Genomic DNA, 19937 nt, shown 5'->3' with positions numbered 1-19937 from the left:
TCGGAACGAAAAGGCCGCCTGACAAGACGGCCCCTTCAACATCCTCAGGCAGATTGCTCAGCCGGCTCGCTTTTGCCTTTCCCGTACACATAAACAGGGTTGGCTTTGCTTTCCGCCACTTCACGATTGATGACGACTTCCTCAACGCTGTCCAGCCCGGGAAGATCGAACATCGTTCCAAGGAGAATATTCTCCATGATCGATCTAAGACCACGTGCGCCTGTCTTACGTTCGATAGCACGCTTGGCGATGGCGGAAAGTGCGTCTTCCGTAAATGTCAGCTTGACGCCTTCCATCTCAAAAAGACGCGCATACTGCTTGGTCAGCGCATTTTTGGGCTTGCTCAGAATCTGGATCAGAGCGGCTTCATCCAGATCGTTCAGAGCCGCTATAACAGGCAGACGACCGATGAACTCTGGAATCAAACCAAACTTGAGAAGATCCTCAGGTTCCACGGTCTGGAGAATTGCTCCAAGACGACGCTCGTCATCAGAACGCACATCTGCTCCAAAGCCAATGCCCGAGCCCTTGCCGCGAGCGGCAATGATTTTGTCCAGGCCCGCGAATGCACCACCGCAGATGAACAGCATGTTCGTCGTATCCACCTGCAGAAACTCCTGCTGGGGATGCTTGCGGCCACCCTGAGGCGGAACGGACGCAACGGTCCCTTCCATCAGCTTGAGCAGCGCCTGCTGTACACCTTCGCCCGACACATCACGCGTGATTGAGGGGTTATCGGACTTACGAGAAATCTTGTCGATTTCATCGATGTAGACGATGCCACGCTGCGCACGCTCAACGTTATAGTCTGATGCCTGAAGAAGCTTCAGGATGATGTTCTCAACGTCCTCGCCCACATAACCGGCTTCGGTCAGCGTCGTGGCATCAGCCATGGTAAACGGTACATCGAGAATACGAGCCAGCGTCTGAGCCAGCAGCGTCTTGCCTGTTCCGGTCGGGCCAATCAGAAGAATGTTCGACTTCGCGATCTCGATGTCATTGCTCTTCTGAGCATGGGCCAGACGCTTATAGTGGTTATGAACGGCCACAGAAAGCGCGCGCTTGGCCTCGAACTGACCAATGACGTAATCGTCTAGAACCTTACAGATTTCTTTTGGCGTCGGAACACCGTCTCGGGACTTCACGAGATGCGTTTTATGCTCCTCGCGAATGATGTCCATGCACAACTCAACGCATTCATCACAGATGAAAACTGTCGGGCCAGCGATCAGCTTGCGCACTTCGTGCTGGGATTTCCCACAGAACGAGCAATACAGGGTGTTTTTGGAATCGCCGGATTTGTTGCTCATCGCTGTTCCTCTTTCCCCTCACGCACGCACCGACCACTTTTCGGCAGCAGACATGCGGAAGCACTTAAAACTCTAGGCCGAGGTCTCAGCCTTCGGCAACCCCGAAGCCCTGGGCTCCAAGACATGAAAAGCGGCATATCGGTATGCCGCTTTTTCTTTCCAAGGGGAGCAACCTGCTCCCCTGTCACTTCAAACAAACTCAATCCTGACTGGCTGCCACGTTGGGGTGACGTCGCACAACAGCGTCAATCAGACCGAATTCTTTCGCTTCTTCAGCGGACAGATAGCTATCACGCTCGAGCTTGCGCTCGATCTCTTCAAGCGTCTGCCCTGTATGCTCACGATAGATTTCGTTCAGGCGCTGACGGATCAACAGGATCTCACGAGCCTGAATTTCAATATCGGATGCCTGGCCCTGCGCTCCACCAGATGGCTGATGCACCATCACGCGCGCATTCGGCAGGCAGTAACGATGCCCCTTCTCGCCACCAGCCAGTAGCAGCGACCCCATGGACGCAGCCTGACCAATGCAGACAGTGCTAACCGGGCAACGAATGTACTGCATCGTGTCATAAATCGCGAGACCAGCGGAAACGACACCGCCAGGACTGTTGATGTAGAACGAAATTTCCTTGGTCGGATTAACGCTCTCAAGATACAGAAGCTGAGCGCTGATCAAGGATGAAACCTGATCGTAAACCGGGCCGGTCAGGAAGATGATACGCTCCTGAAGGAGGCGTGAAAAAATGTCGAAAGCTCGCTCTCCGCGGGCAGTCTGTTCGACCACCATCGGCACCAGAGAGTTGTTGAACACCTCGACGGGATCGCGGTCCCCAATGGTCATACTGTCTGTTCCTCAATGCCCGATGGGCTGTCTGTTCTCTCTAACATGGACCCGAGAGAGCGTTCCGTCAAAGGGAGCAGACAGCAAAACGGGCACTCCTGAGAGTGCCCGTCCTTCTTACGTCAGTACTCTCAGAGCTCGGCAGGCGGGATTTCTGCGAGTTCTTCAGGTGTGACTTCCTTTTCGGTGACATCAGCCAGCTCGATCAGATAGTCGACAACCTTGTTTTCCAGGATTGGGCCACGGAGCCCTTCAACAGCCTGCGGGTTCTTGGAGAAGAACTCGAAAACCATCTTTTCCTGACCCGGGTAACGCTGAGCTTCCTGCTGCATCGCACCCAGCAGTTCCTCGCGGGAGACCTGGATTTCCTGCTTACGACCGATTTCAGCCAGCAGCAGACCCAGCTTCACGCGGCGCTCTGCAATACGACGGTAATCTGCACGCAGGGTCTCTTCGTCCTTGCCTGCATCTTCCTCGTCCATGCGACCAGCTTCGCGATCCTGCTCGACGCGGGTCCAGATCTGACCGAACTCGGCGTCAACCATGCTCTGCGGGGCTTCAAAGTCGGTCTTCTCGGACAGGGCGTCCAGAAGCTCGCGCTTGATGCGCAGACGGGAAAGCTGCTTGTACTCGCCTTCAGCCTGCTCCGTGATCAGGGAACGGATCTGCTCGATGCTCTCAAGACCAATATCCTTGGCCAGATCATCGTTGATTTCCGGATCAACAGGCTTCTTCAGGGACTTCGCCTTGATGTCGAAGGTCACAGCCTTACCGGCCAGTTCTTCAGCCTGATAGTCTTCCGGGAACGTCACGTTGATAACGCGCTCTTCCCCGGCCTTCATGCCTTCCATCTGCTCGGCAAAACCCGGGATGAAGCCTTCGCCGCCGATTTCGACGTTCACGTCTTCAGCCGTGCCACCGTCAAACGGCGTGCCATCATGCTTGCCAACGAAGTCAACGCAGACCACGTCACCCTTTACGGCCGCGCGATCTTCTTCAATGGCGTCAAACTTGCGGCTGCGACGGGCGAGGTCAGCCAGAGCCTTGTTCACGACTTCTTCGTCAACCTTGGAGGTCAGACGTGTCAGCTTCAGACCAGACAGGTCAGGAACTGCAATTTCCGGCAGAACTTCGACTTCGATCTTGAATTCCAGATCGCCATCAGAGTCCGGAGCAGAAACCAGCTCTACCTTCGGCTGCATAGCCGGACGGACGTCCTGCTCCTGGAGAAGCTTGCCAACCGTGTCGTTAACAACTTCTTCCATCAGTTCCGCATTCACGGCTGCGCCGTGACGCTGCTTGACGAGAGATGCCGGCACCTTCCCCGGACGGAAACCCGGAAGCTTGATCGTGCGCGCAACTTCTGCGAGTCGGGCTGCGCGACGAGCCTGCAGGTCGGCAGACGGGACAACGACAGTGAAGGCGCGCTTAAGTCCTTCGTTGAGCGTGGGCGTAACCTGCATGAGCCAGGCGATCCTCTCGGTCGGGTATGTTAAAATCTCTTCTCAGGAAACCGGGTTGGTACGGGCGGAGGGACTTGAACCCCCACGACTTGCGCCACCAGAACCTAAATCTGGCGTGTCTACCAATTCCACCACGCCCGCTCAGCCCCGTCTCCGGGGTTCGTGTTACCGAACCTTGGAAGCGCGGCCTTTAGCGCATGAAACGCTACTTCACAACAGGGCGGCCACCGGGTTTTTGCTTAAATCCGCCTTTGAAAGCTCTGTCGCGACGCTCCGAGCCTCCCCCAAGGGAAGATCCAGATCCTCTGCGACGGGCCACCCACCGTGATCACGGGCTGCCTGTATTCCCGCCTCACCATGCAGCCAGACACCTGCGCAACACGCGTCCCAGGTCTCCATTCCCGCAGCCATCAAAGTCCCAATCACCCCCGTAAGTGTATCGCCAGACCCTGCGGTAGCGAGCGCTGATGTGGCGTGTGCATTGATCGCAATGCGTCCGTCTGGCGCAGCTATGATCGTATCTGCTCCTTTCATGACCATCACGGCATTCAGCTCACGCGCGGCATTCAAGGCCGCTTCAGTTCGACTCCCCGTCACAGGGCCAAACAGCTTTTTGAATTCGCCGATATGCGGCGTGACAGCCGCCACACCCTTCAGACGAGAAAGGTCTTCCGCTCCCCACGCCAAAGCACCGGCATCCGCAAGAACCGTTTTTTTTGCGGCCAATAGCGCAGGGAGAACTTCAGAAACCTCTTCAGGGGTCAGGCCGGGCCCGCAGATCCAAACCTTCCGTCGCAAATCTTCCAGCAGGGAACCAAGAGGCTGGTCATCAATGATGAGTCCCGGGTCTCCGAGTCGATAGGCTTCGGCAGCTTTTCGGGCTGCGATGCGGACAAGCCCAGCGCCTGTCCGCCGTGCGGCTCGTGCTGCCAGCCTTGTGGCGCCCGGCATAACAGCACCACCACAGACACTCACAACACCGCGTCGATATTTATAGTCTCCCTCTCCGGAGACCGGCAGCTCCCAAAGCCCCGGCCAATTGAAACTTATTTTTGGCGTCAGGCCACTCCATGCCTGCTCAGGCATACCGATATCGGCGCAGACCAGCTCCCCGCACAATCCTCGCCCGGGCTCCAGAAAATGACCTGGCCGTGGCCTCACAAACGTGACCGTCAACGCGCAACTCTGTGCCTGACCGAGCACTTCTCCAGTTTCTCCGGATACGCCACTCGGCATATCGATCGCCACACGCCGAGGAACAGCTGCGAGCACTTCGGCCACGTCGTCACTGACTGGACGCTTCAACCCGGATCCAAAAACAGCATCAACCAGTAGGTCAGTTCCTTCCAGAGACGCTCTCTCGAATGGCAGCACAGGACCAGCCCACCCTGACGCAGCGACAAATGCCGGCCCACCCTCTTTGGGAACACCCATCGCCACCACTCGGACCGACCACCCCCATCGCGCCAGAAGACGCGCCACGACGTAGCCGTCTCCCCCGTTGTTACCCGGGCCGCAAACAACGGCCACGCGACATTTCTGAAACCGCTTGCGAATGGCTCGAGCAACAGCCCATCCCGCATTTTCCATGAGTTGCGCGACAGGAACGACAGCCGAAGCAGCATGATCCATCATGTCGCTTTCCTCGGGTGTTAGCAGCGCAAGAGGGTATGGAGGCATAACTCTGTTTTTCTCCTGATGAGCGGGCATGCTTACAGAAAGCACAGGCGACATCCGCGTTCCCTATGGCCTTTGGACATTCCCCTCGGGTAACCTCCAGCCGATACATCAGGGATATCCCTGCTCTTCCTTCACCCACCTGACCATGACGAGGATCAATGACGGGTTCACTTCTCTGGAGCCTAGTGCTCGCAATCCATCTTCTGTGCATGACATACTGGATCGGCGGATCAATCTACTCCGCCCTGGTTGTCCGCTCCACAGTTGGCCTGCTCGACCCCGGACCACGCTCGTCGGTTCTTTTGCAGAACTACACACGCTTTTTCAAAGGTCTCTGGCAGGTTGTACCTTTTTCCCTGGTGAGCGGCTGGGCACTTGTTTTCCATGAAGGCGGCTTTGCTGCCGTAAACTGGACGATCAATGCGATGCAGTTGATCGGCATTGCCATGGCAGTGGTTTTCATAACGACAGTTCGCGGACCATTCCTGCGAGCCCGTCGGGCCATGCGCCCTCAGCCTGCTGTTTTCGACACCCTCAGAAACCGTATGGTTCTCATGGCTGGCCTTGGTCTTGTGAACATTCTGATTGCAGCCATGGCGCACGGCATGTGATTGTGGTAGCGATATGGCGCTTCATGGGCTGTATCGCTTGCCATTCCAGCGTTTAGCCGATAACGCACCACTTTAAAGTTGCGGGACATGTGCCCGCCCTCAACTCCGGTCCATTCCGTCAGGTCTGTACCGTCAACGAGAGTCTCGAGAGTCATTTGAGCGCGAAAACGACCTCCGGTCCTTCCAAGCCCCGTACCTCTGCCCCTGCAAAACGCGGACGCCCCGTAGGCAGCCGTGCGAAGGCAATCAAGAATTCCCCGATCGAAACGGAAGATGCCGATTCGGCTACTCCTGAGCCGGTCGTAGCTGAAAAGAAGCCTCGCGGTCGTCGTCCCGCAGCTCAAAAGACCGAGACAGAAGCCGTTGCCAAGACCGCAACACCTTCTCGTCGGCGTACGAAGGCAGTTGCAATCTCCGCAGAGGAAAGCGCACCAGAAACTGTTGAAGTTGCCCCAGTACGTCGTGGCCGCCGCCCCAAAAGCGAGACGGTTGATACCGACGCTGTGAGCACTCCTCGCAGCAAGGCACGCAAGCCAGCTCCGGAAACAACCGAGTCCGTCGAAGCTGTTGCTCAGGAAGCAACCGAAACTCCTGCGCCCAAGCGCCGCGGTCGTAAGCCGAAGGTTGTGAGTGACGCTGTCGTTGAAGAAGTCGCAGCGCCTGCTCCCAAAAAGCGCGGTCGCAAACCGAAAGTCGTTGCTGCTGAAGCTACACCTGAAGCCGTGGAGCCAGCCGAGACACCGAAGCCACGTCGCGGGCGTAAACCCAAAGCTGCTGTCGCAACCGAGGTGTCCGTACCTGAACCCGCAGAAGTCGAAGTACGTTCTGAAGTTGCTCCTCCGGTAGAGGCAGCAGAGGCTCCAGCGAAAGCACCTGCTCGTCGTGGACGCCCTCGGAAGGTTCGGCCCGAGGCTGAAGCTTCGGTAACTGCGCCAGCTATTCCGGAAGTGATCGCTGAGATTAAAGCGGAGCCGGCAGAAGCTGAAGTTGTAGTTGCTGTTGAGACCTCAGAAGACCGTCCGCGCTTTGCTGATCTTGGCCTTTCCGACGCTATCATGCGCGCCATTCAGGAACTCGGTTACGAGCACCCGACTCCTATTCAGGCTCAGGCTATCCCTGAAGTTCTGAAGGGGCACGACGTTCTGGGTGTTGCTCAAACCGGAACGGGCAAGACAGCATCCTTCACGCTTCCGATGATCGAGAAGCTGTCTGGTTCTCGCGCTCGGGCCAGAATGCCGCGTTCGCTCATTCTTGAGCCGACACGTGAGCTGGCCCTCCAGGTTGCAGACAATTTCAAGCTTTACGGCAAGCACTTACGCCTGACCCATGCACTGCTGATCGGCGGTGAAAGCATGGCCGAACAGCGCGAAGTTCTGAACCGTGGCGTGGATGTTCTGATTGCGACTCCGGGGCGTCTTCTCGATCTGTTCGGACGTGGCGGCCTACTGCTGACGCAGACAAGCACGCTCGTTATCGACGAAGCTGACCGTATGCTCGATATGGGATTCATTCCCGATATTGAAAAAATCGTCAGCCTGCTGCCCGCAAATCGCCAGACGCTTTTCTTCTCCGCCACTATGGCGCCGGAAATTCGTCGCCTTGCAGACGCGTTCCTGAGAAATCCGGTACAGATCACGGTCTCCCGTCCATCTTCTGTCGCGACCACGATTGAAGAAGGTCTGATTATCGTCGAAGAAGACGAGAAACGCCGGGCGCTTCGTAAGCTGCTTCAGGCGCAGAATGTTCAGAACGCCATTGTGTTCTGTAACCGCAAGCGCGACGTGGACATGCTCCAGCGTTATCTGACGAAGCATGGATTCGCCGCAGGCCATCTGCATGGCGATCTTGCACAGTCCTTACGCTTTTCGACGCTTGATAGCTTCAAGTCTGGCGAGCTGAAGATTCTGGTCTGCTCTGACGTTGCCGGGCGTGGAATTGACATCGGCGGTCTGTCGCATGTTTTCAATTTTGATCTGCCGTTCAATGCGGAAGACTATGTGCATCGCATCGGACGCACTGGTCGTGCCGGCAAGCATGGGCATGCCTTCAGCATTGCTGGACCGCGTGACCGCCGCCTTCTGGACGCAATTGAAACCCTGACAGGGAAGGTTATTCCCCGTCTGGAATTCGCCGGAATACAGTCCGTTGATTGGGCTCAGGAAGACGAGAACGGCCGCCTGATTCAGACACCCAAGCAGGCACTTCCATCGCAGACTTCCGAAGAATCCAGCATTGAGGACGAATCGGAAGGACAGCGCCGTAACAAGCGCCGACGTGGAGGGCGCAAGCGCAATCGCACGGATCGTGACGAAACACAGGTGGCAAACGCGCCTCAGCCTGTTGCAACCCCCGTTGCGCAGCCTGCTCCTCATGATCGCCAATCCGTTGAACTTGCCCCTGCCTTTGAAAACGATGCGCCGAAGACAGGCTTTGGCGGCGATACACCTGCATTCATGCTGGTGCCTCGGCGACACAGACTGTCGGTGGCAGCCGAAACAGACCTGACCCTTCCCGTTCAGCACGATGCTCGTCATTACGGTGATGAATAACCCCGGGACCGGAGTTTTTCCCCTCCGGATTGAAGGTTTAGGCGCTGCGGCTGACGGCGTGGCTCATCACGACGGGCATGTTCTTTTCATTCCTGGCACCTTGCCAGGAGAGGAAGTGCTAGCCCGCTTTTCTGGTACGCGCCCTGAACTGATTGAAATTACGGCTCCGTCGTCGGATAGAGTTGCACCTCCGTGCACTCTCTTTGGCGAATGCGGTGGCTGTGCGATTCAACAGATGTCATTGCCTGCGCTGCTGGACTGGAAGACAACGCGAGTCGCTGAAGCTCTAATAGCAGCGGGCTTTGAAGATCTTCCTGTTCCGCAGCGTTATCAAACGCCGTCATACACGCGCCGACGCATGGACCTCGCGATCCAGCGTATTCCAGGTGGCGTTATCCTCGGGCTTCATCGACGCAATGGCGATCCGGTGGATATGACGGAGTGTCATGTCCTGCACCCGACCCTTTTTGCTTTGCTGAAGCCACTTCGTGAGGTCCTGTCTTCTCTGGGTGCGTTGACCGGCCGCGGAGGCTTAGTCCTCAATCTTCTGGATAGTGGACCAGACCTGACGCTTTCGACGCCAGCTGAATTGACTACCGCTGACCGCACGAAACTTGCCGCCTTCGGGAGGCAACACGGCTTGCCGCGGATTTCATGGCAAAACCCGAAAGACCGTTCTATTGAAACGGTCTCACAGACGCGGGCAGTCAAGGAAGCATTTGGAAGCGTGGAAATTACTCCGCCTCCCGCTGCCTTTCTTCAGGCGACTGAAGATGCGGAAAATGCCATTGTACAGGCTGTTGTTGATGGGCTTCCGCCACTCAACAAAAAAGATATCACTGTCGAGCTTTTCGCAGGCTGCGGTACTCTGACATTTCCCATGTCGGAAAAAGGCCGCGTAATAGCGTATGAAGGCGATCTTGCTGCTGCAACTTGCTTAAAGGCAGCAGCAGGCGGTCGACGGGTGGACGGATTCCATCGTGATCTTATGCGTCAGCCTCTTCTGCCTCAGGATCTGAAGTCAACGCGAGCTGTCGTTCTTGATCCGCCTTATGCAGGTGCTGGTGCACAGACAATGCCACTCGCCAAGTCTGGCGTTAAAGACATCGTCTATGTGAGCTGTAATCCTGCTGCGTTGGAAAAAGATGGCCGTGCATTAAAAGAGGCAGGCTATTCAGTCCTGAACTGGACAATTGTGGACCAGTTCCTCTGGTCCACAGAAGTGGAAACGGTTTTGGTATTTTCACGTGATCCTAAACGGATCAAACGTGAAAACTCTCGCCGCAGCCACAACGTCCCTTCTCATTTGGATTCCTGAAGGTAAATCCGGCTTCGAGATCTTTGATCTCGTAGTCCATGACCGTTCCCGTTAGAAAAAGTGTGGCCTTGCGATCAACAAGCAGGGTCACACCTTGGTCTTCTACGCGCTCGTCCGTTACGGCTGGCTCATCCACAAAAGTCATTTCGTAAGACAAGCCTGAGCAGCCTCGCGTACCCACACCAATGCGTAAAAGTTGTCCCTGATGAGCGCCGGCATAGAGAACGCGCAACCTCTCAGCAGCACGATCAGACACAGACATCAGAGCGGGAAGTGGTCGACGTGTCAGGGTTTCAGACATGACTTTTGCCCCTCAGATCAGAACATATTAAGCGCAAGACGCGCATCATCACTCATGCGGCTCATGTCCCACGGCGGATCCCATACGATTTCCACAGTGGCATTCGTCACATTTGGCACTTTCAGAATGGCATCGCGCACCATTTCCGGCAGTTCCTGAGCACTCGGGCAATTGGGAGCCGTCAGGGTCATTTCCACGTTGACCCGGCCGTCATCATGCAGGTCAATCGCGTAGATCAGGCCCAGCTCATAAATATTTACCGGGATTTCCGGATCATAAACGGTCGCAATGGCCGCTATAACAGCGTCCTGGTCCGGGCCGGTGCCCTCACCTGTTACGGGAGTGCTCTCATCAATGGGGTGTTGTTCGGTCATGACATCACTCATGTGAGCATCTTCCGTGCCCGTTCAAGGCCTGTGATCAGGACGTCAATCTCATCCTGTGTCGTGTAAATACCGAAGCTGGCGCGTGCCGTAGCATGCACACCGAGACGACGGACAAGCGGCTCCGCACAATGCTGACCAGCACGGATCGCAATTCCCAACTGATCCAGCAAGGTAGCGAGATCATGGGGATGAGCGCCGTCCATCACGAAGGACAGAACGCCACCACGAACCTGCGGAGACCCAAGAACTTTAAGCCCCTCAACCTCGCCCAGACGCTGCTCGGCATATGTGGTCAAGGCTGTTTCGTGACGAGAGATGGCGTCGTAGCCAATCCCCTCCACGAACTTAACGGCCGCGCCCAGACCAATCGTTTCCAGAATGGCAGGGGTTCCCGCTTCGAATTTATGAGGGACAGTTGCCCATGTCGCACGCTCGAAAGAGACATTCTGGATCATCTCGCCGCCACCCAGGAATGGTGGCATGGCATCTAGAAGCTCCCGCTTACCCCAGAGTACGCCGATACCTGTTGGCCCATAAAGCTTATGGCCAGTGAAGGTAAAAAAATCTGCTCCGATATCCTGCACATCGATTTTCCGATGTACGACAGACTGCGACCCATCAAACAGAATGCGCGCGCCATGAGCATGGGCAATTTCTGCCAGTTTTTTGGCAGGCGTAACGGTCCCCAGCACGTTCGACATATGCGTAATGGATACGAGAGCGACATTGCCATCATCCAGAAGCGCTTCATACGCCTCAAGATCGATGTCACCACTCTCATCCATTGGGGCCACACGGAGTTCGATACCAACCCGGTCCCGCAGCATAAGCCATGGGACAATATTGGCATGATGCTCCAGTTCCGAAATCAGAACCGTCTGCCCTGGCTTCATCAGTGAGCCAAGACTGTGCGCCACCAGATTGATGGCCTCTGTACTGTTTCGCGTGAAGACAACTTCATGGCGGTCGGGTGCATTGATGAGCCCTGCGACAGCATCACGCGTACGTTCGTAAGCTTCTGTTGTCCGCTCACTCATCCAGTGCAAGCCGCGATGAATGTTGGCGTACTGATGATACGCCGCATCGCGCATAGCTTCGATCACGCATTCCGGCTTCTGGGCTGAAGCGGCGCTGTCGAGAAAGACGAGCGGACGACCATGCACCTGCTCAGACAGGATCGGAAACTGCGCGCGTACGGCCGGCGTCATGCTGTGATGCTCCGGATCAGTACGTCGCGAAGAGTCTCATCTGTTACGAGATCAAGTGCATCCAGAAGAAAGGCCTGAACGAGAATAGCGCGCGCTTCTGCTTCTGGCACACCACGAGATCGCAGATAGAAAAGCTGCTCGTCATCCAGTGCCCCCACAGTCGCACCATGGCTGCACTTCACGTCATCCGCGTAAATTTCCAGCTCAGGCTTACTGTTAATCTGCGCCTTCTCTGACAGAAGAAGTGCCTGATTCATCTGATAGCCGTCGGTCTTCTGGGCAACACGATCGACGAGAATTTTGCCCTGGAACACGCCCTGTCCGCTCTCAGAGAGCACAGTCTTAACCGTTTGGCGCGACCCACAATCAGGCGCTGCATGATGAATCATGGACGTCAGGTCGTTCAGGCGCGTGCCGTCCACGATCTGAATTCCGTTCACATGGACCTGTGCATGGGCTTGGGTCAGCGTAGCAACAACTTCGTGCCGCGCCAGCTCACTACCCTGATTCAGGGTAAAGCTGTCGTAGTTTCCGTTCGCGTCCACGGATGCATAAATAAGAGCAAGATGCCCCGCGTCCGCGCCCTCACGCTGCAGTTTGACGTGATTCAGCTGGGCACCTTTTCCCACTACAATGTCAAACCGCGGGTTGGTCACATACCGACCGTCCCCTGCGTTAACATCGAACACCGTCAGAGATGCACCGTCTTCCAGAACAATCTGATGGCGCAGATGTGTGGAAATGGCGTTCCCTGAGGTGAGCGAAACGAGGACCAGCGTTCCAGCAGCAACGCCCGCAGGCACGCGAATGGACAAACCATCCTGACGCAGGGCTGCGTTGAGAATAGCTGAAAAGCGATCCTCTAACGGGTCAACGGCTTCACCCTGCGAACGAACGAGATTTTCCGAAAGGCATGTTTGAGACACAGCCTCCAGCCCATTCGCGAAAACTACACGGCTTTCCGCCTCTGGCAACGAAAGTGCATTTAACAAAGACTGCACGTCGTGATCCGACAGTGCAGGCGCTTCGTTCCACACCGTTTCCGTAAAGGCCCGCAGTGGCGTATATCGCCATGCCTCAACACGCCGCGTGGGAATCCCGCGCTCAGCCAGAACAGAGCCATGTCCCGCTGCACGCCCGACGAAAGCGCTCAGGGCTGGGGACGACTGAACTGCGGTCCCTGTACTCACGCTGCAGCCTCAAGGAACTGGGTGTAGCCCTGCTTTTCAAGCGTCTTTGCCACTTCCGGACCACCACTAAAGATGATCTTGCCCTTGGCCATGACATGCACACGGTCAGGAACGATGTAATCGAGCAGACGCTGATGATGCGTGATGACAAGCGCGGAGAAGTCAGGCCCGCGAAGAGAATTCACGCCATCTGCAACGATACGCAGGGCATCAATATCCAGACCACTGTCTGTCTCGTCGAGAATAGCGAAAGAGGGCTGCAGCAAGCGCATCTGGAGCACTTCATTGCGCTTCTTCTCACCGCCGGAGAAGCCTACATTAACAGCACGCTTGAGCATTTCGTCAGACATGGACAGACGCTTGGTCTCAGCCCGGACGGCCTTCAGGAACGCAACAGCGTCCAGTTCGTCTTCACCACGCGCACGGCGCACAGCATTGACGGCTGTCCGCAGAAAATTGGCGTTATTGACGCCCGGCAGCTCGACGGGAGACTGGAATGCGAGAAACACGCCCAGAGCCGCACGCTCTTCCGGGTCCAGAGCAAGAAGATCCTGGCCTTTAAAGGTCGCGCTTCCGCCTGTTACTTCGTAGTCATCGCGGCCGGAAAGGACATAGGAGAGCGTAGATTTGCCAGAGCCATTCGGGCCCATGATGGCATGAATTTCGCCCTTTGGAATTTCGAGGTCGATCCCTTTTAGGATTTCCTTTGGCGTCCCATCGGCATCAATGCGTGCTTCGAGGCCCTGGATCTTGAGAAAATCATTCATGTCTTAACCCACACTTCCTTCGAGGCTAACCTGGAGTAGCTTCTGAGCCTCGACCGCGAATTCCATTGGCAGCTCCTTGAGCACCTCGCGGCAAAATCCGTTAACAATCAAACCAACTGCGTCTTCTTCAGAAAGCCCGCGAGAGCGACAGTAGAAGAGCTGGTCTTCGGAGATTTTAGACGTCGTTGCTTCGTGCTCGATACGCGCGGTCATGTTGCGGCTCTCGATATACGGAACCGTATGTGCACCACACTGATCACCAATCAGCAGACTGTCGCACTGCGTGAAATTGCGCGCATTGCGTGCCTTCGGCTGCATACGAACAAGACCACGATATGTGCTGTCAGAGCGACCGGCCGAGATGGTCTTGGCAATGATCGTCGAGCGCGTGTTCGGCGCCAGATGAATCATTTTCGTACCTGTATCGGCCTGCTGGTGATTATTGGTCACAGCAACCGAGTAGAATTCACCAACCGAGCCCTCGCCCGCCAAAACGCAGGAGGGATACTTCCACGTAATCGCAGACCCGGTTTCAACCTGCGTCCAGGAAATCTTGGACCGTGCGCCGCGGCAGGCTCCGCGCTTCGTCACGAAGTTATAAATGCCACCGCGACCTTCGTCGTCTCCCGGATACCAGTTCTGCACCGTAGAGTACTTGATGGACGCATCATCCATCGCAATCAGCTCGACAACCGCCGCATGAAGCTGGTTTTCATCTCTCTGGGGAGCCGTACACCCCTCCAGATAAGAGACGCTCGCGCCGTCTTCGACGATAATCAGGGTCCGCTCGAACTGGCCGGTATTGCGGGCGTTGATCCGGAAGTACGTGGAGAGCTCCATCGGGCAACGCACACCCTTTGGAACAAACACAAACGACCCATCCGTAAAGACGGCGGAATTCAGTGCCGCAAAGAAATTGTCAGCGGCTGGTACAACCGAACCAAGATACTGCTTTACGAGATCCGGATGTTCCCGAATAGCATCTGAAATCGGGCAGAAGATGACACCTGCTTCTTCAAGCGTCTTGCGGAAGGTGGTCGCAACCGACACGCTGTCAAAAACAGCGTCAACGGCAACAGGCAGACGCTTCTGATCTTCAGCACCTTCGACACCAGCCAGCAACGCCTGCTCATGCAGCGGAATGCCTAGCTTGGCATAGGTTTTGAGAAGTTCGGGATCGACTTCATCCAGACTTTTCGGGCCAGGCTTCTTCTTAGGCTGAGCGAAGTAATGCGCATCCTGATAATCAATCGGAGGGTGGCTGACTTTGGCCCATTCGGGCTCTTTCATTTCCAGCCACATGCGGAAAGCCTTGAGACGCCATTCCAGCATCCACTCAGGCTCTCTCTTACGCTCCGAGATCAGGCGAACCGTATCTTCATTCAGGCCCTTGGGAGCGATATCCATTTCGATATCAGTCTCGAAGCCCCACTCGTAACTGGACTTCGCGAGCTTTTCGACTGTCTCGCGGGTCTCCGTCACAGCTGGCATGATTTGGTGTCCTCAGTTGACCGGATCAGCCACGGGGACTGGCCCGGCGCCGGTAGTGTCGAGAGAAGGCTCCTTGGGCTCCTTCCCGCTATGTAGAACGGAATGTCGGTCCATATCCGCAAGCGTAATACTGTTGAGCGTTCGGAGAATGGCGTCATTCACCATGTCCCACTGCCCCGAAAGGCCACACAGGGAGCTATGTTCGCACTCCCGACCGTCGCAGCAGGCTGTAATCGAAATCGGACCATCAACAACGGCGATAACCGTGGCGATCGTAATTTCTTCCAGCGCACCTGCCAGCCGATAACCGCCACGTGCCCCTCGATGAGAGATGACGAGTCCGCTCGAAGCCAAACCCTTAAGCAGCTTTGCAACGGTTGGCTCGGGTACTCCGGTCTCTCCTGCCAGCGCGGCGGCTGTTGCCAGACCCTCGTGCTGTCCGAGGTGGACAAGGAGGACGGTGGCATAATCGGCTAGTTTGGAGAGCCTCAGCATAGCTTGCACACTCACATTACATTCATTCAAGACTTATGAAGTCCTGATTAGGTTCCAGATGACCCATGCTGTCACAAAGGTCAAGAAGTTTGTGATGTCTTAAACGGAGTTATAACCTCTTCAGACACCGAAAAACAGGCGGGAGATCAGATCAAGGCCAGCTCCAGCCAAAAACCCGACGACAGTCCCGTTGACGCGAATATAGGCCAGATCCCGCCCTACACGTGCTTCCAGACGGCGCGCAAGGTCATCGCCATCCCATCCTGCCATGACGTCGGCGATGAACCCGGAGAGCTTGTCTCTGACGCCAGGAAGCAGCTTCGAGACCATGCGCTCCACGGTCGTGTTGATACGCTCTCTCAGCGGATCATTTTCACGCATGGACGTTGCCAGCCCGGTAATCGCCGTATCCAGAACAGAAGCACTCCAACCGTCCTCTTTTGCGCAATCTTCTTCTGCCATCCGGCGGACGCGCTCCCAGAGCTCGCCGCTCCAGGCCTTGAGGCTGGAATGCGTGAGAACTGAGCCAATCGCTCGCGTCAGATCCTGTCGGCGATCCGGATCGGTTTCCATCCGATCGATTTCAGCCCGCACCCACGTCGTGAAGCCATGCCGAATATCCGAGTCCATCGGATCGATCCGTTCAATTTCCGCCTGAAGAGCCGTCAGAACCCGATTGGCAACCGATCCGCCAATGGCCCAGCCGAGGAAGCGTCCCCCCTGCTCACGCACGCGCTCCTCGACGAACTGCCTCAGATCACCTTCCTTGGCAGCGACCGTGGCCTTGAGCTTTGCCAGAAGGAAGGAGAGCACTTCCTGATGCATCTCACTGTCCACCATCGCCCTCATGGCGCGAGAGACGAGTGGCGCGATTTCCTCACCATTGAGCAGGACCGGCAGCGCGCGCGATAGAGCAGCACTCGCCCGACCGTCCTCTAGGCGATCAAACAGGCTGGGGATACTGGCGCGCAGCGTGGCGACAAGTGTCTGTCGGGTAGATGGCTCGCTGAGAGCGTCCGCAATCAGACCTGGCAGATCAATCTTGGAGAGTGCCCGATGAACGTCTGCATCCGTAAAGAACTGACCGGACACAAACCGACCCAACGCCTGCCCTAACCGTACCTTCTGTCTGGGAAGGATAGCCGTATGAGGAATAGGAAGCCCCATCGGATGTCGGAACAGGGCCGTCACTGCAAACCAGTCCGCCAAGCCTCCAACAACGCCTGCTCGTGAGCCTGCCCGGAGTACGCCTAACGCCAGGCTGTCGTCGTGGAAATGTCTGGCCGCGAGATAGGTCGTGCCTGTGGCAACCGCGCCCATGCCGATCAGAAGGCCTCCGGCCAATCTTGTTGGCGAAGATCCCTTCTGCGGAGTGGCCTGACTGACATCTTTCTTCATATCCGGATGCATGAAGCCTCCGATAGCATCATCCGGACGCACTGTCGCGTCCGCAACAAGGTTGCGCTTACAGGCCGGGCATGGAACATAACTTGCCCGTTTTCAATTTACCTCCCGCAGAAGCGAGACTGCTCCCGATGTCTGACTGCGCCTCCCGGCACGACACATCCCTTTCCGACCGCATCGACGCCATGACCATGCGCCTGACACAGGAACGCAACGGCCTGAGTGATCTGATTGCCTCCATTGGTGATGAACTGTCCATCGGAAAAGGTGAGAAAATCGAGGAGCTGGAACACACAGTTCGAACATTGCGGGATGAATATTTTTCGCAGCGTGCCGCTCATCTTCGCCAATATGTCGGTCTTGAAGATGCGGACCCGACAGAGCGTCTCAAGCAGGTTGCGGCCAAGCTGGTCGAGCAGGCACCGTCACCGGAAGGCCTGACCAAGCCAGCAATTGCCGCTGTGTTTACAGCTCACCCGACATTTGCTCTGGCTGACCATGTCTATGCGCTCATGGCCGAACGTGCCTCCAATCCGCAAGCGCCTCTCCCATGCCTGACAACACATCGCCGGTCGGCACCGCCAACACTTGCCGATGAGCAGTCCCTCGCCTTGGCTGCTGTTTTGCGTGGCCGCGATGCCCTTGATGAGCTCACGACATCTCTCATTGAAAAAATGACATCCCGGTGGGCGAACGAGGCAGATCATGTGGATCCCTCACCCGTCATTCTCGCAAGCTGGGTCGGTTTTGATACAGACGGGCGCAATGACATTGGCTGGTGGGACACAATTCGCATCCGTCTGGAACTCAAACTTGCGCAGCTTGAGCGTCTTGAGTCGGGTCTGACTGAACTCCGCCTTCAGGACACGGCGCTGGCGATGCGTGTTCGCCGCGCCATGGAAGCGGTCCGGACACAACATGCCGCATGTCCGAGAAGCAAAAGTGCTACCCCCGAAGACATCCGCGACTTCGCACAGACCCTGATCGCGCACCGCGAAAAAGCCCTGCTGGACGCGAAAGAACTCCAGCCCTTCTTCCGGGACGCTGCATCGGGACTGGAAGCGTCAGATGCCCTGCGACTGCGCACACTCCGGGCTGGGTTCATGAGCCACGGGCTTGGCATTGCGCATATCCACACGCGACTGAATGCCGCTCAGATCTATAACGTTGCCAGAACGCGCCTCGGCCTGACGGATGACCCGGCTCTTCCGTCCCGCCGTCGCGTGCTGCTGTCTCGGATCAACGATGCCCTCGATGACCTGACGGCGCGCCATGTTGATTTTGGCTCTCTGCTCGTCGAGCCGGCATCGGCCGCGCGCCTGATGATGACGATGGCGCAGATTCTCAAGCACATCGACACCGGCTCCCCCATCCGTTTCCTTATTGCTGAGACAGAAAGCGGATACACGCTGCTGGCCACGCTGTGGCTCGCCCGCCTGTTTGGCATTCAGGATCATCAGATCGAAATTTCCCCTCTTTTCGAGACGGAAAGCGCACTCGAAAACGGAGAGACCATCCTTGAGGAAGCGTTCCGCTCCCCACACTGGCGAGATTATCTGCGGGCGAATGGCAGACTATCCCTCCAGTTCGGTTATTCGGACTCGGGTCGGTATGTGGGGCAGTTAGCCGCCACAAATCTGGTTGAGCGACTGCGGATGCGGACGCTGGACCTGCTAAAAGAGCATGACCTCGAGGACGTTGCCCTCACACTCTTCGACACCCATGGCGAAAGCATCGGCCGCGGCGCCCATCCTTTCAGTCTTCGTCAGCGTCTGGACTATTTTTCTCCGGCAAGAACGCGGATTGCATTCCAGAATGCAGGTGTCGGCTGCCGTGTAGAAACCGCATTCCAGGGTGGCGACGGCTATACATTGTTCGGAACGGGAAGCATTGCAGCCTCCACGATTGCGACATTGGCCGAGCATGTGGCGCACGTTCCGACGAGCGTGAATGATCCCGTCTATGAACGCCCGGATTTTGCAGCAGACTTCTTTTCGACCATCGCGCTGGACATGGGCGCTCTGGTCAACGATCCGGGATATGCGGCACTATTGAGTGCTTTTGGACCATCCCTGATCGACAAGACAGGCTCCCGTCCCTCTGCACGTCAATCTGACGCCGCTACAGTGACGCGCATCACGCATCCAAGTCAGCTACGTGCTATCCCGAACAATGCCATCCTTCAACAGCTTGGCTGGTGGGCCAATGTGCTGCATGGACTTGGAAGTGCGGCTCAACGTCATCCGGAAACATTCGAGCAGTTTGTCACCAGCTCTCCACGTTTCCGCGAAGCCATGGATTTTGCTCGACAGGCCTTGGCTCACTCCGATCTGGAAGTCCTGCGTGCAACAATACGTCAGCTTGATCCGGGGACCTGGCTGGATCGGGCCTCCAAGGCGCAGGACGAAGAAGAGCGTCAGAATTTCCTAACCATTTCTCATGGATTGGAAGTTCTACGTTTCTGGACGAGCGCACCGGCAATGTTCCGCCGTATCCAGACGGATCATATTGCCCTGCGTGCTGCGTGGCCCGATGCACCGCATATGGAGCCCCGCGAAAAGCTGCTGCACGCCATCCGCTTTGCACTGATTGATCGCCTGTGGGTTCTATCTACGCGCATTCCCTATTTTGGTCCGCGCAATAACCTGACACGTGATTCCATCACCAACCTGATCCTGTGTCTGGATATCCCGCGCTCTCTGCATCTGCTGGATGACCTCTTCCCGGTCTCCGGCCCGAGCGTGGCCAATCTCGACTTCGGCGAGCCGGGCGACGCAGGTGAAGAAAGTGGCTTTGCGCGGGAACACCGGGAAATTTTCCAGCCATTGGAACGCTCGTTCAACCTGCTACGGGAAATCGGCGTGGCAATCATGCATACGAACCGTGCATTCGGTTAAGAACGAAACATTATAACATCTGG

Annotated in this window: 16 protein-coding genes and 1 tRNA gene; 4 read left to right on the top strand and 13 right to left on the bottom strand. The window is 56.5% G+C overall.

Features of this window, described 5'->3' with window-relative positions; all coding sequences use genetic code 11:
- Positions 1 to 44: 44 nt before the first annotated feature.
- The 5 genes from clpX to R5H23_RS00785 form a co-directional block, all read right to left on the bottom strand.
- Positions 45 to 1310, bottom strand: a complete 1266-nt coding sequence (clpX, locus tag R5H23_RS00805; RefSeq protein WP_046901426.1) for an ATP-dependent Clp protease ATP-binding subunit ClpX — start codon at positions 1308 to 1310, stop codon at positions 45 to 47.
- Positions 1311 to 1509: 199 nt separating this feature from the next.
- On the bottom strand, positions 1510 to 2154 hold the full coding sequence (locus R5H23_RS00800; protein ID WP_046901425.1) for an ATP-dependent Clp protease proteolytic subunit: 645 nt from the start codon (positions 2152 to 2154) through the stop codon (positions 1510 to 1512).
- Positions 2155 to 2285: 131 nt separating this feature from the next.
- A complete protein-coding gene (gene tig, locus R5H23_RS00795) occupies positions 2286 to 3617 on the bottom strand; it encodes a trigger factor (RefSeq protein ID WP_046901424.1) in 1332 nt (443 codons plus the stop codon).
- 56 nt (positions 3618 to 3673) lie between these two features.
- Positions 3674 to 3758, bottom strand: a tRNA-Leu gene (locus R5H23_RS00790).
- A 69-nt stretch (positions 3759 to 3827) separates the two neighbouring features.
- On the bottom strand, positions 3828 to 5297 hold the full coding sequence (locus R5H23_RS00785; RefSeq protein WP_317213897.1) for an NAD(P)H-hydrate dehydratase: 1470 nt from the start codon (positions 5295 to 5297) through the stop codon (positions 3828 to 3830).
- A 158-nt stretch (positions 5298 to 5455) separates the two neighbouring features.
- Here R5H23_RS00785 and R5H23_RS00780 point away from each other — a divergent pair, with 158 nt between their 5' ends.
- From R5H23_RS00780 to R5H23_RS00770, 3 genes are all read left to right on the top strand, one after another.
- The gene (locus R5H23_RS00780; RefSeq protein WP_046901422.1) at positions 5456 to 5908 is read left to right on the top strand and encodes a hypothetical protein; all 453 of its coding nucleotides are present in this window, start codon (positions 5456 to 5458) and stop codon (positions 5906 to 5908) included.
- 626 nt (positions 5909 to 6534) lie between these two features.
- Complete coding sequence (locus tag R5H23_RS00775) at positions 6535 to 8457, top strand: DEAD/DEAH box helicase (protein WP_317214579.1); 1923 nt, start codon at positions 6535 to 6537, stop codon at positions 8455 to 8457.
- Positions 8432 to 9775: a TRAM domain-containing protein gene (locus R5H23_RS00770; protein WP_317213896.1), complete on the top strand. Its 1344-nt coding sequence runs from the start codon at positions 8432 to 8434 to the stop codon at positions 9773 to 9775. The genes R5H23_RS00775 and R5H23_RS00770 overlap by 26 nt, the downstream gene beginning before the upstream one ends.
- On the opposite strand, the gene R5H23_RS00765 is transcribed toward R5H23_RS00770, so the two are convergent.
- From R5H23_RS00765 to R5H23_RS00730, 8 genes are all read right to left on the bottom strand, one after another.
- The gene (locus tag R5H23_RS00765; protein WP_046901420.1) at positions 9720 to 10076 is read right to left on the bottom strand and encodes an iron-sulfur cluster assembly accessory protein; all 357 of its coding nucleotides are present in this window, start codon (positions 10074 to 10076) and stop codon (positions 9720 to 9722) included. The genes R5H23_RS00770 and R5H23_RS00765 overlap by 56 nt on opposite strands.
- Positions 10077 to 10093: 17 nt before the next feature.
- Positions 10094 to 10450, bottom strand: coding sequence for an SUF system Fe-S cluster assembly protein (locus R5H23_RS00760; protein ID WP_232309069.1), 357 nt, complete (start codon positions 10448 to 10450; stop codon positions 10094 to 10096).
- Positions 10451 to 10458: 8 nt separating this feature from the next.
- Complete coding sequence (locus tag R5H23_RS00755) at positions 10459 to 11670, bottom strand: cysteine desulfurase (protein WP_317213895.1); 1212 nt, start codon at positions 11668 to 11670, stop codon at positions 10459 to 10461.
- Positions 11667 to 12860, bottom strand: coding sequence for a Fe-S cluster assembly protein SufD (gene sufD / locus R5H23_RS00750; RefSeq protein WP_317213894.1), 1194 nt, complete (start codon positions 12858 to 12860; stop codon positions 11667 to 11669). Before sufD ends, R5H23_RS00755 begins: the two co-directional genes overlap by 4 nt.
- Positions 12857 to 13627 (bottom strand): Fe-S cluster assembly ATPase SufC, encoded by a 771-nt coding sequence (gene sufC, locus R5H23_RS00745; protein ID WP_046901416.1) that lies wholly within the window; start codon positions 13625 to 13627, stop codon positions 12857 to 12859. Before sufC ends, sufD begins: the two co-directional genes overlap by 4 nt.
- Before the next feature lie 3 nt (positions 13628 to 13630).
- Positions 13631 to 15118: a Fe-S cluster assembly protein SufB gene (gene sufB / locus R5H23_RS00740; RefSeq protein WP_046901415.1), complete on the bottom strand. Its 1488-nt coding sequence runs from the start codon at positions 15116 to 15118 to the stop codon at positions 13631 to 13633.
- Between the two features lie 12 nt (positions 15119 to 15130).
- Positions 15131 to 15613: an SUF system Fe-S cluster assembly regulator gene (locus R5H23_RS00735; RefSeq protein ID WP_046902051.1), complete on the bottom strand. Its 483-nt coding sequence runs from the start codon at positions 15611 to 15613 to the stop codon at positions 15131 to 15133.
- Between the two features lie 120 nt (positions 15614 to 15733).
- Positions 15734 to 17023, bottom strand: coding sequence for a DUF445 domain-containing protein (locus R5H23_RS00730; protein WP_408874328.1), 1290 nt, complete (start codon positions 17021 to 17023; stop codon positions 15734 to 15736).
- A gap of 125 nt (positions 17024 to 17148) precedes the next feature.
- Between R5H23_RS00730 and R5H23_RS00725 the strand changes: the two genes are divergently transcribed.
- Entirely contained in the window at positions 17149 to 19914 is a 2766-nt protein-coding gene (locus R5H23_RS00725; RefSeq protein ID WP_408874327.1) for a phosphoenolpyruvate carboxylase, read from the top strand.
- The last annotated feature ends 23 nt before the right edge of the window (positions 19915 to 19937 follow it).

It is taken from the genome of Gluconobacter sp. GP1 (genome assembly GCF_032913585.1).
Lineage (GTDB): Bacteria > Pseudomonadota > Alphaproteobacteria > Acetobacterales > Acetobacteraceae > Gluconobacter > Gluconobacter cerinus.
This window is presented reverse-complemented; position numbering and strand designations above follow the sequence as displayed.

Bases quoted from the DNA above. Each gene is read 5' to 3' on its own strand.
- R5H23_RS00760 (WP_232309069.1), bottom strand. From the start codon at position 10,450: ATGACCGAACAACACCCCATTGATGAGAGCACTCCCGTAACAGGTGAG.
- R5H23_RS00785 (WP_317213897.1), bottom strand. From the start codon at position 5,297: ATGCCTCCATACCCTCTTGCGCTGCTAACACCCGAGGAAAGCGACATG.
- R5H23_RS00725 (WP_408874327.1), top strand. From the start codon at position 17,149: ATGTCTGACTGCGCCTCCCGGCACGACACATCCCTTTCCGACCGCATC.
- R5H23_RS00755 (WP_317213895.1), bottom strand. From the start codon at position 11,670: ATGACGCCGGCCGTACGCGCGCAGTTTCCGATCCTGTCTGAGCAGGTG.
- tig (WP_046901424.1), bottom strand. From the start codon at position 3,617: ATGCAGGTTACGCCCACGCTCAACGAAGGACTTAAGCGCGCCTTCACT.
- R5H23_RS00800 (WP_046901425.1), bottom strand. From the start codon at position 2,154: ATGACCATTGGGGACCGCGATCCCGTCGAGGTGTTCAACAACTCTCTG.
- R5H23_RS00780 (WP_046901422.1), top strand. From the start codon at position 5,456: ATGACGGGTTCACTTCTCTGGAGCCTAGTGCTCGCAATCCATCTTCTG.
- clpX (WP_046901426.1), bottom strand. From the start codon at position 1,310: ATGAGCAACAAATCCGGCGATTCCAAAAACACCCTGTATTGCTCGTTC.
- R5H23_RS00765 (WP_046901420.1), bottom strand. From the start codon at position 10,076: ATGTCTGAAACCCTGACACGTCGACCACTTCCCGCTCTGATGTCTGTG.
- R5H23_RS00730 (WP_408874328.1), bottom strand. From the start codon at position 17,023: ATGCATCCGGATATGAAGAAAGATGTCAGTCAGGCCACTCCGCAGAAG.
- sufB (WP_046901415.1), bottom strand. From the start codon at position 15,118: ATGCCAGCTGTGACGGAGACCCGCGAGACAGTCGAAAAGCTCGCGAAG.
- R5H23_RS00770 (WP_317213896.1), top strand. From the start codon at position 8,432: ATGCTCGTCATTACGGTGATGAATAACCCCGGGACCGGAGTTTTTCCC.
- R5H23_RS00735 (WP_046902051.1), bottom strand. From the start codon at position 15,613: ATGCTGAGGCTCTCCAAACTAGCCGATTATGCCACCGTCCTCCTTGTC.
- sufC (WP_046901416.1), bottom strand. From the start codon at position 13,627: ATGAATGATTTTCTCAAGATCCAGGGCCTCGAAGCACGCATTGATGCC.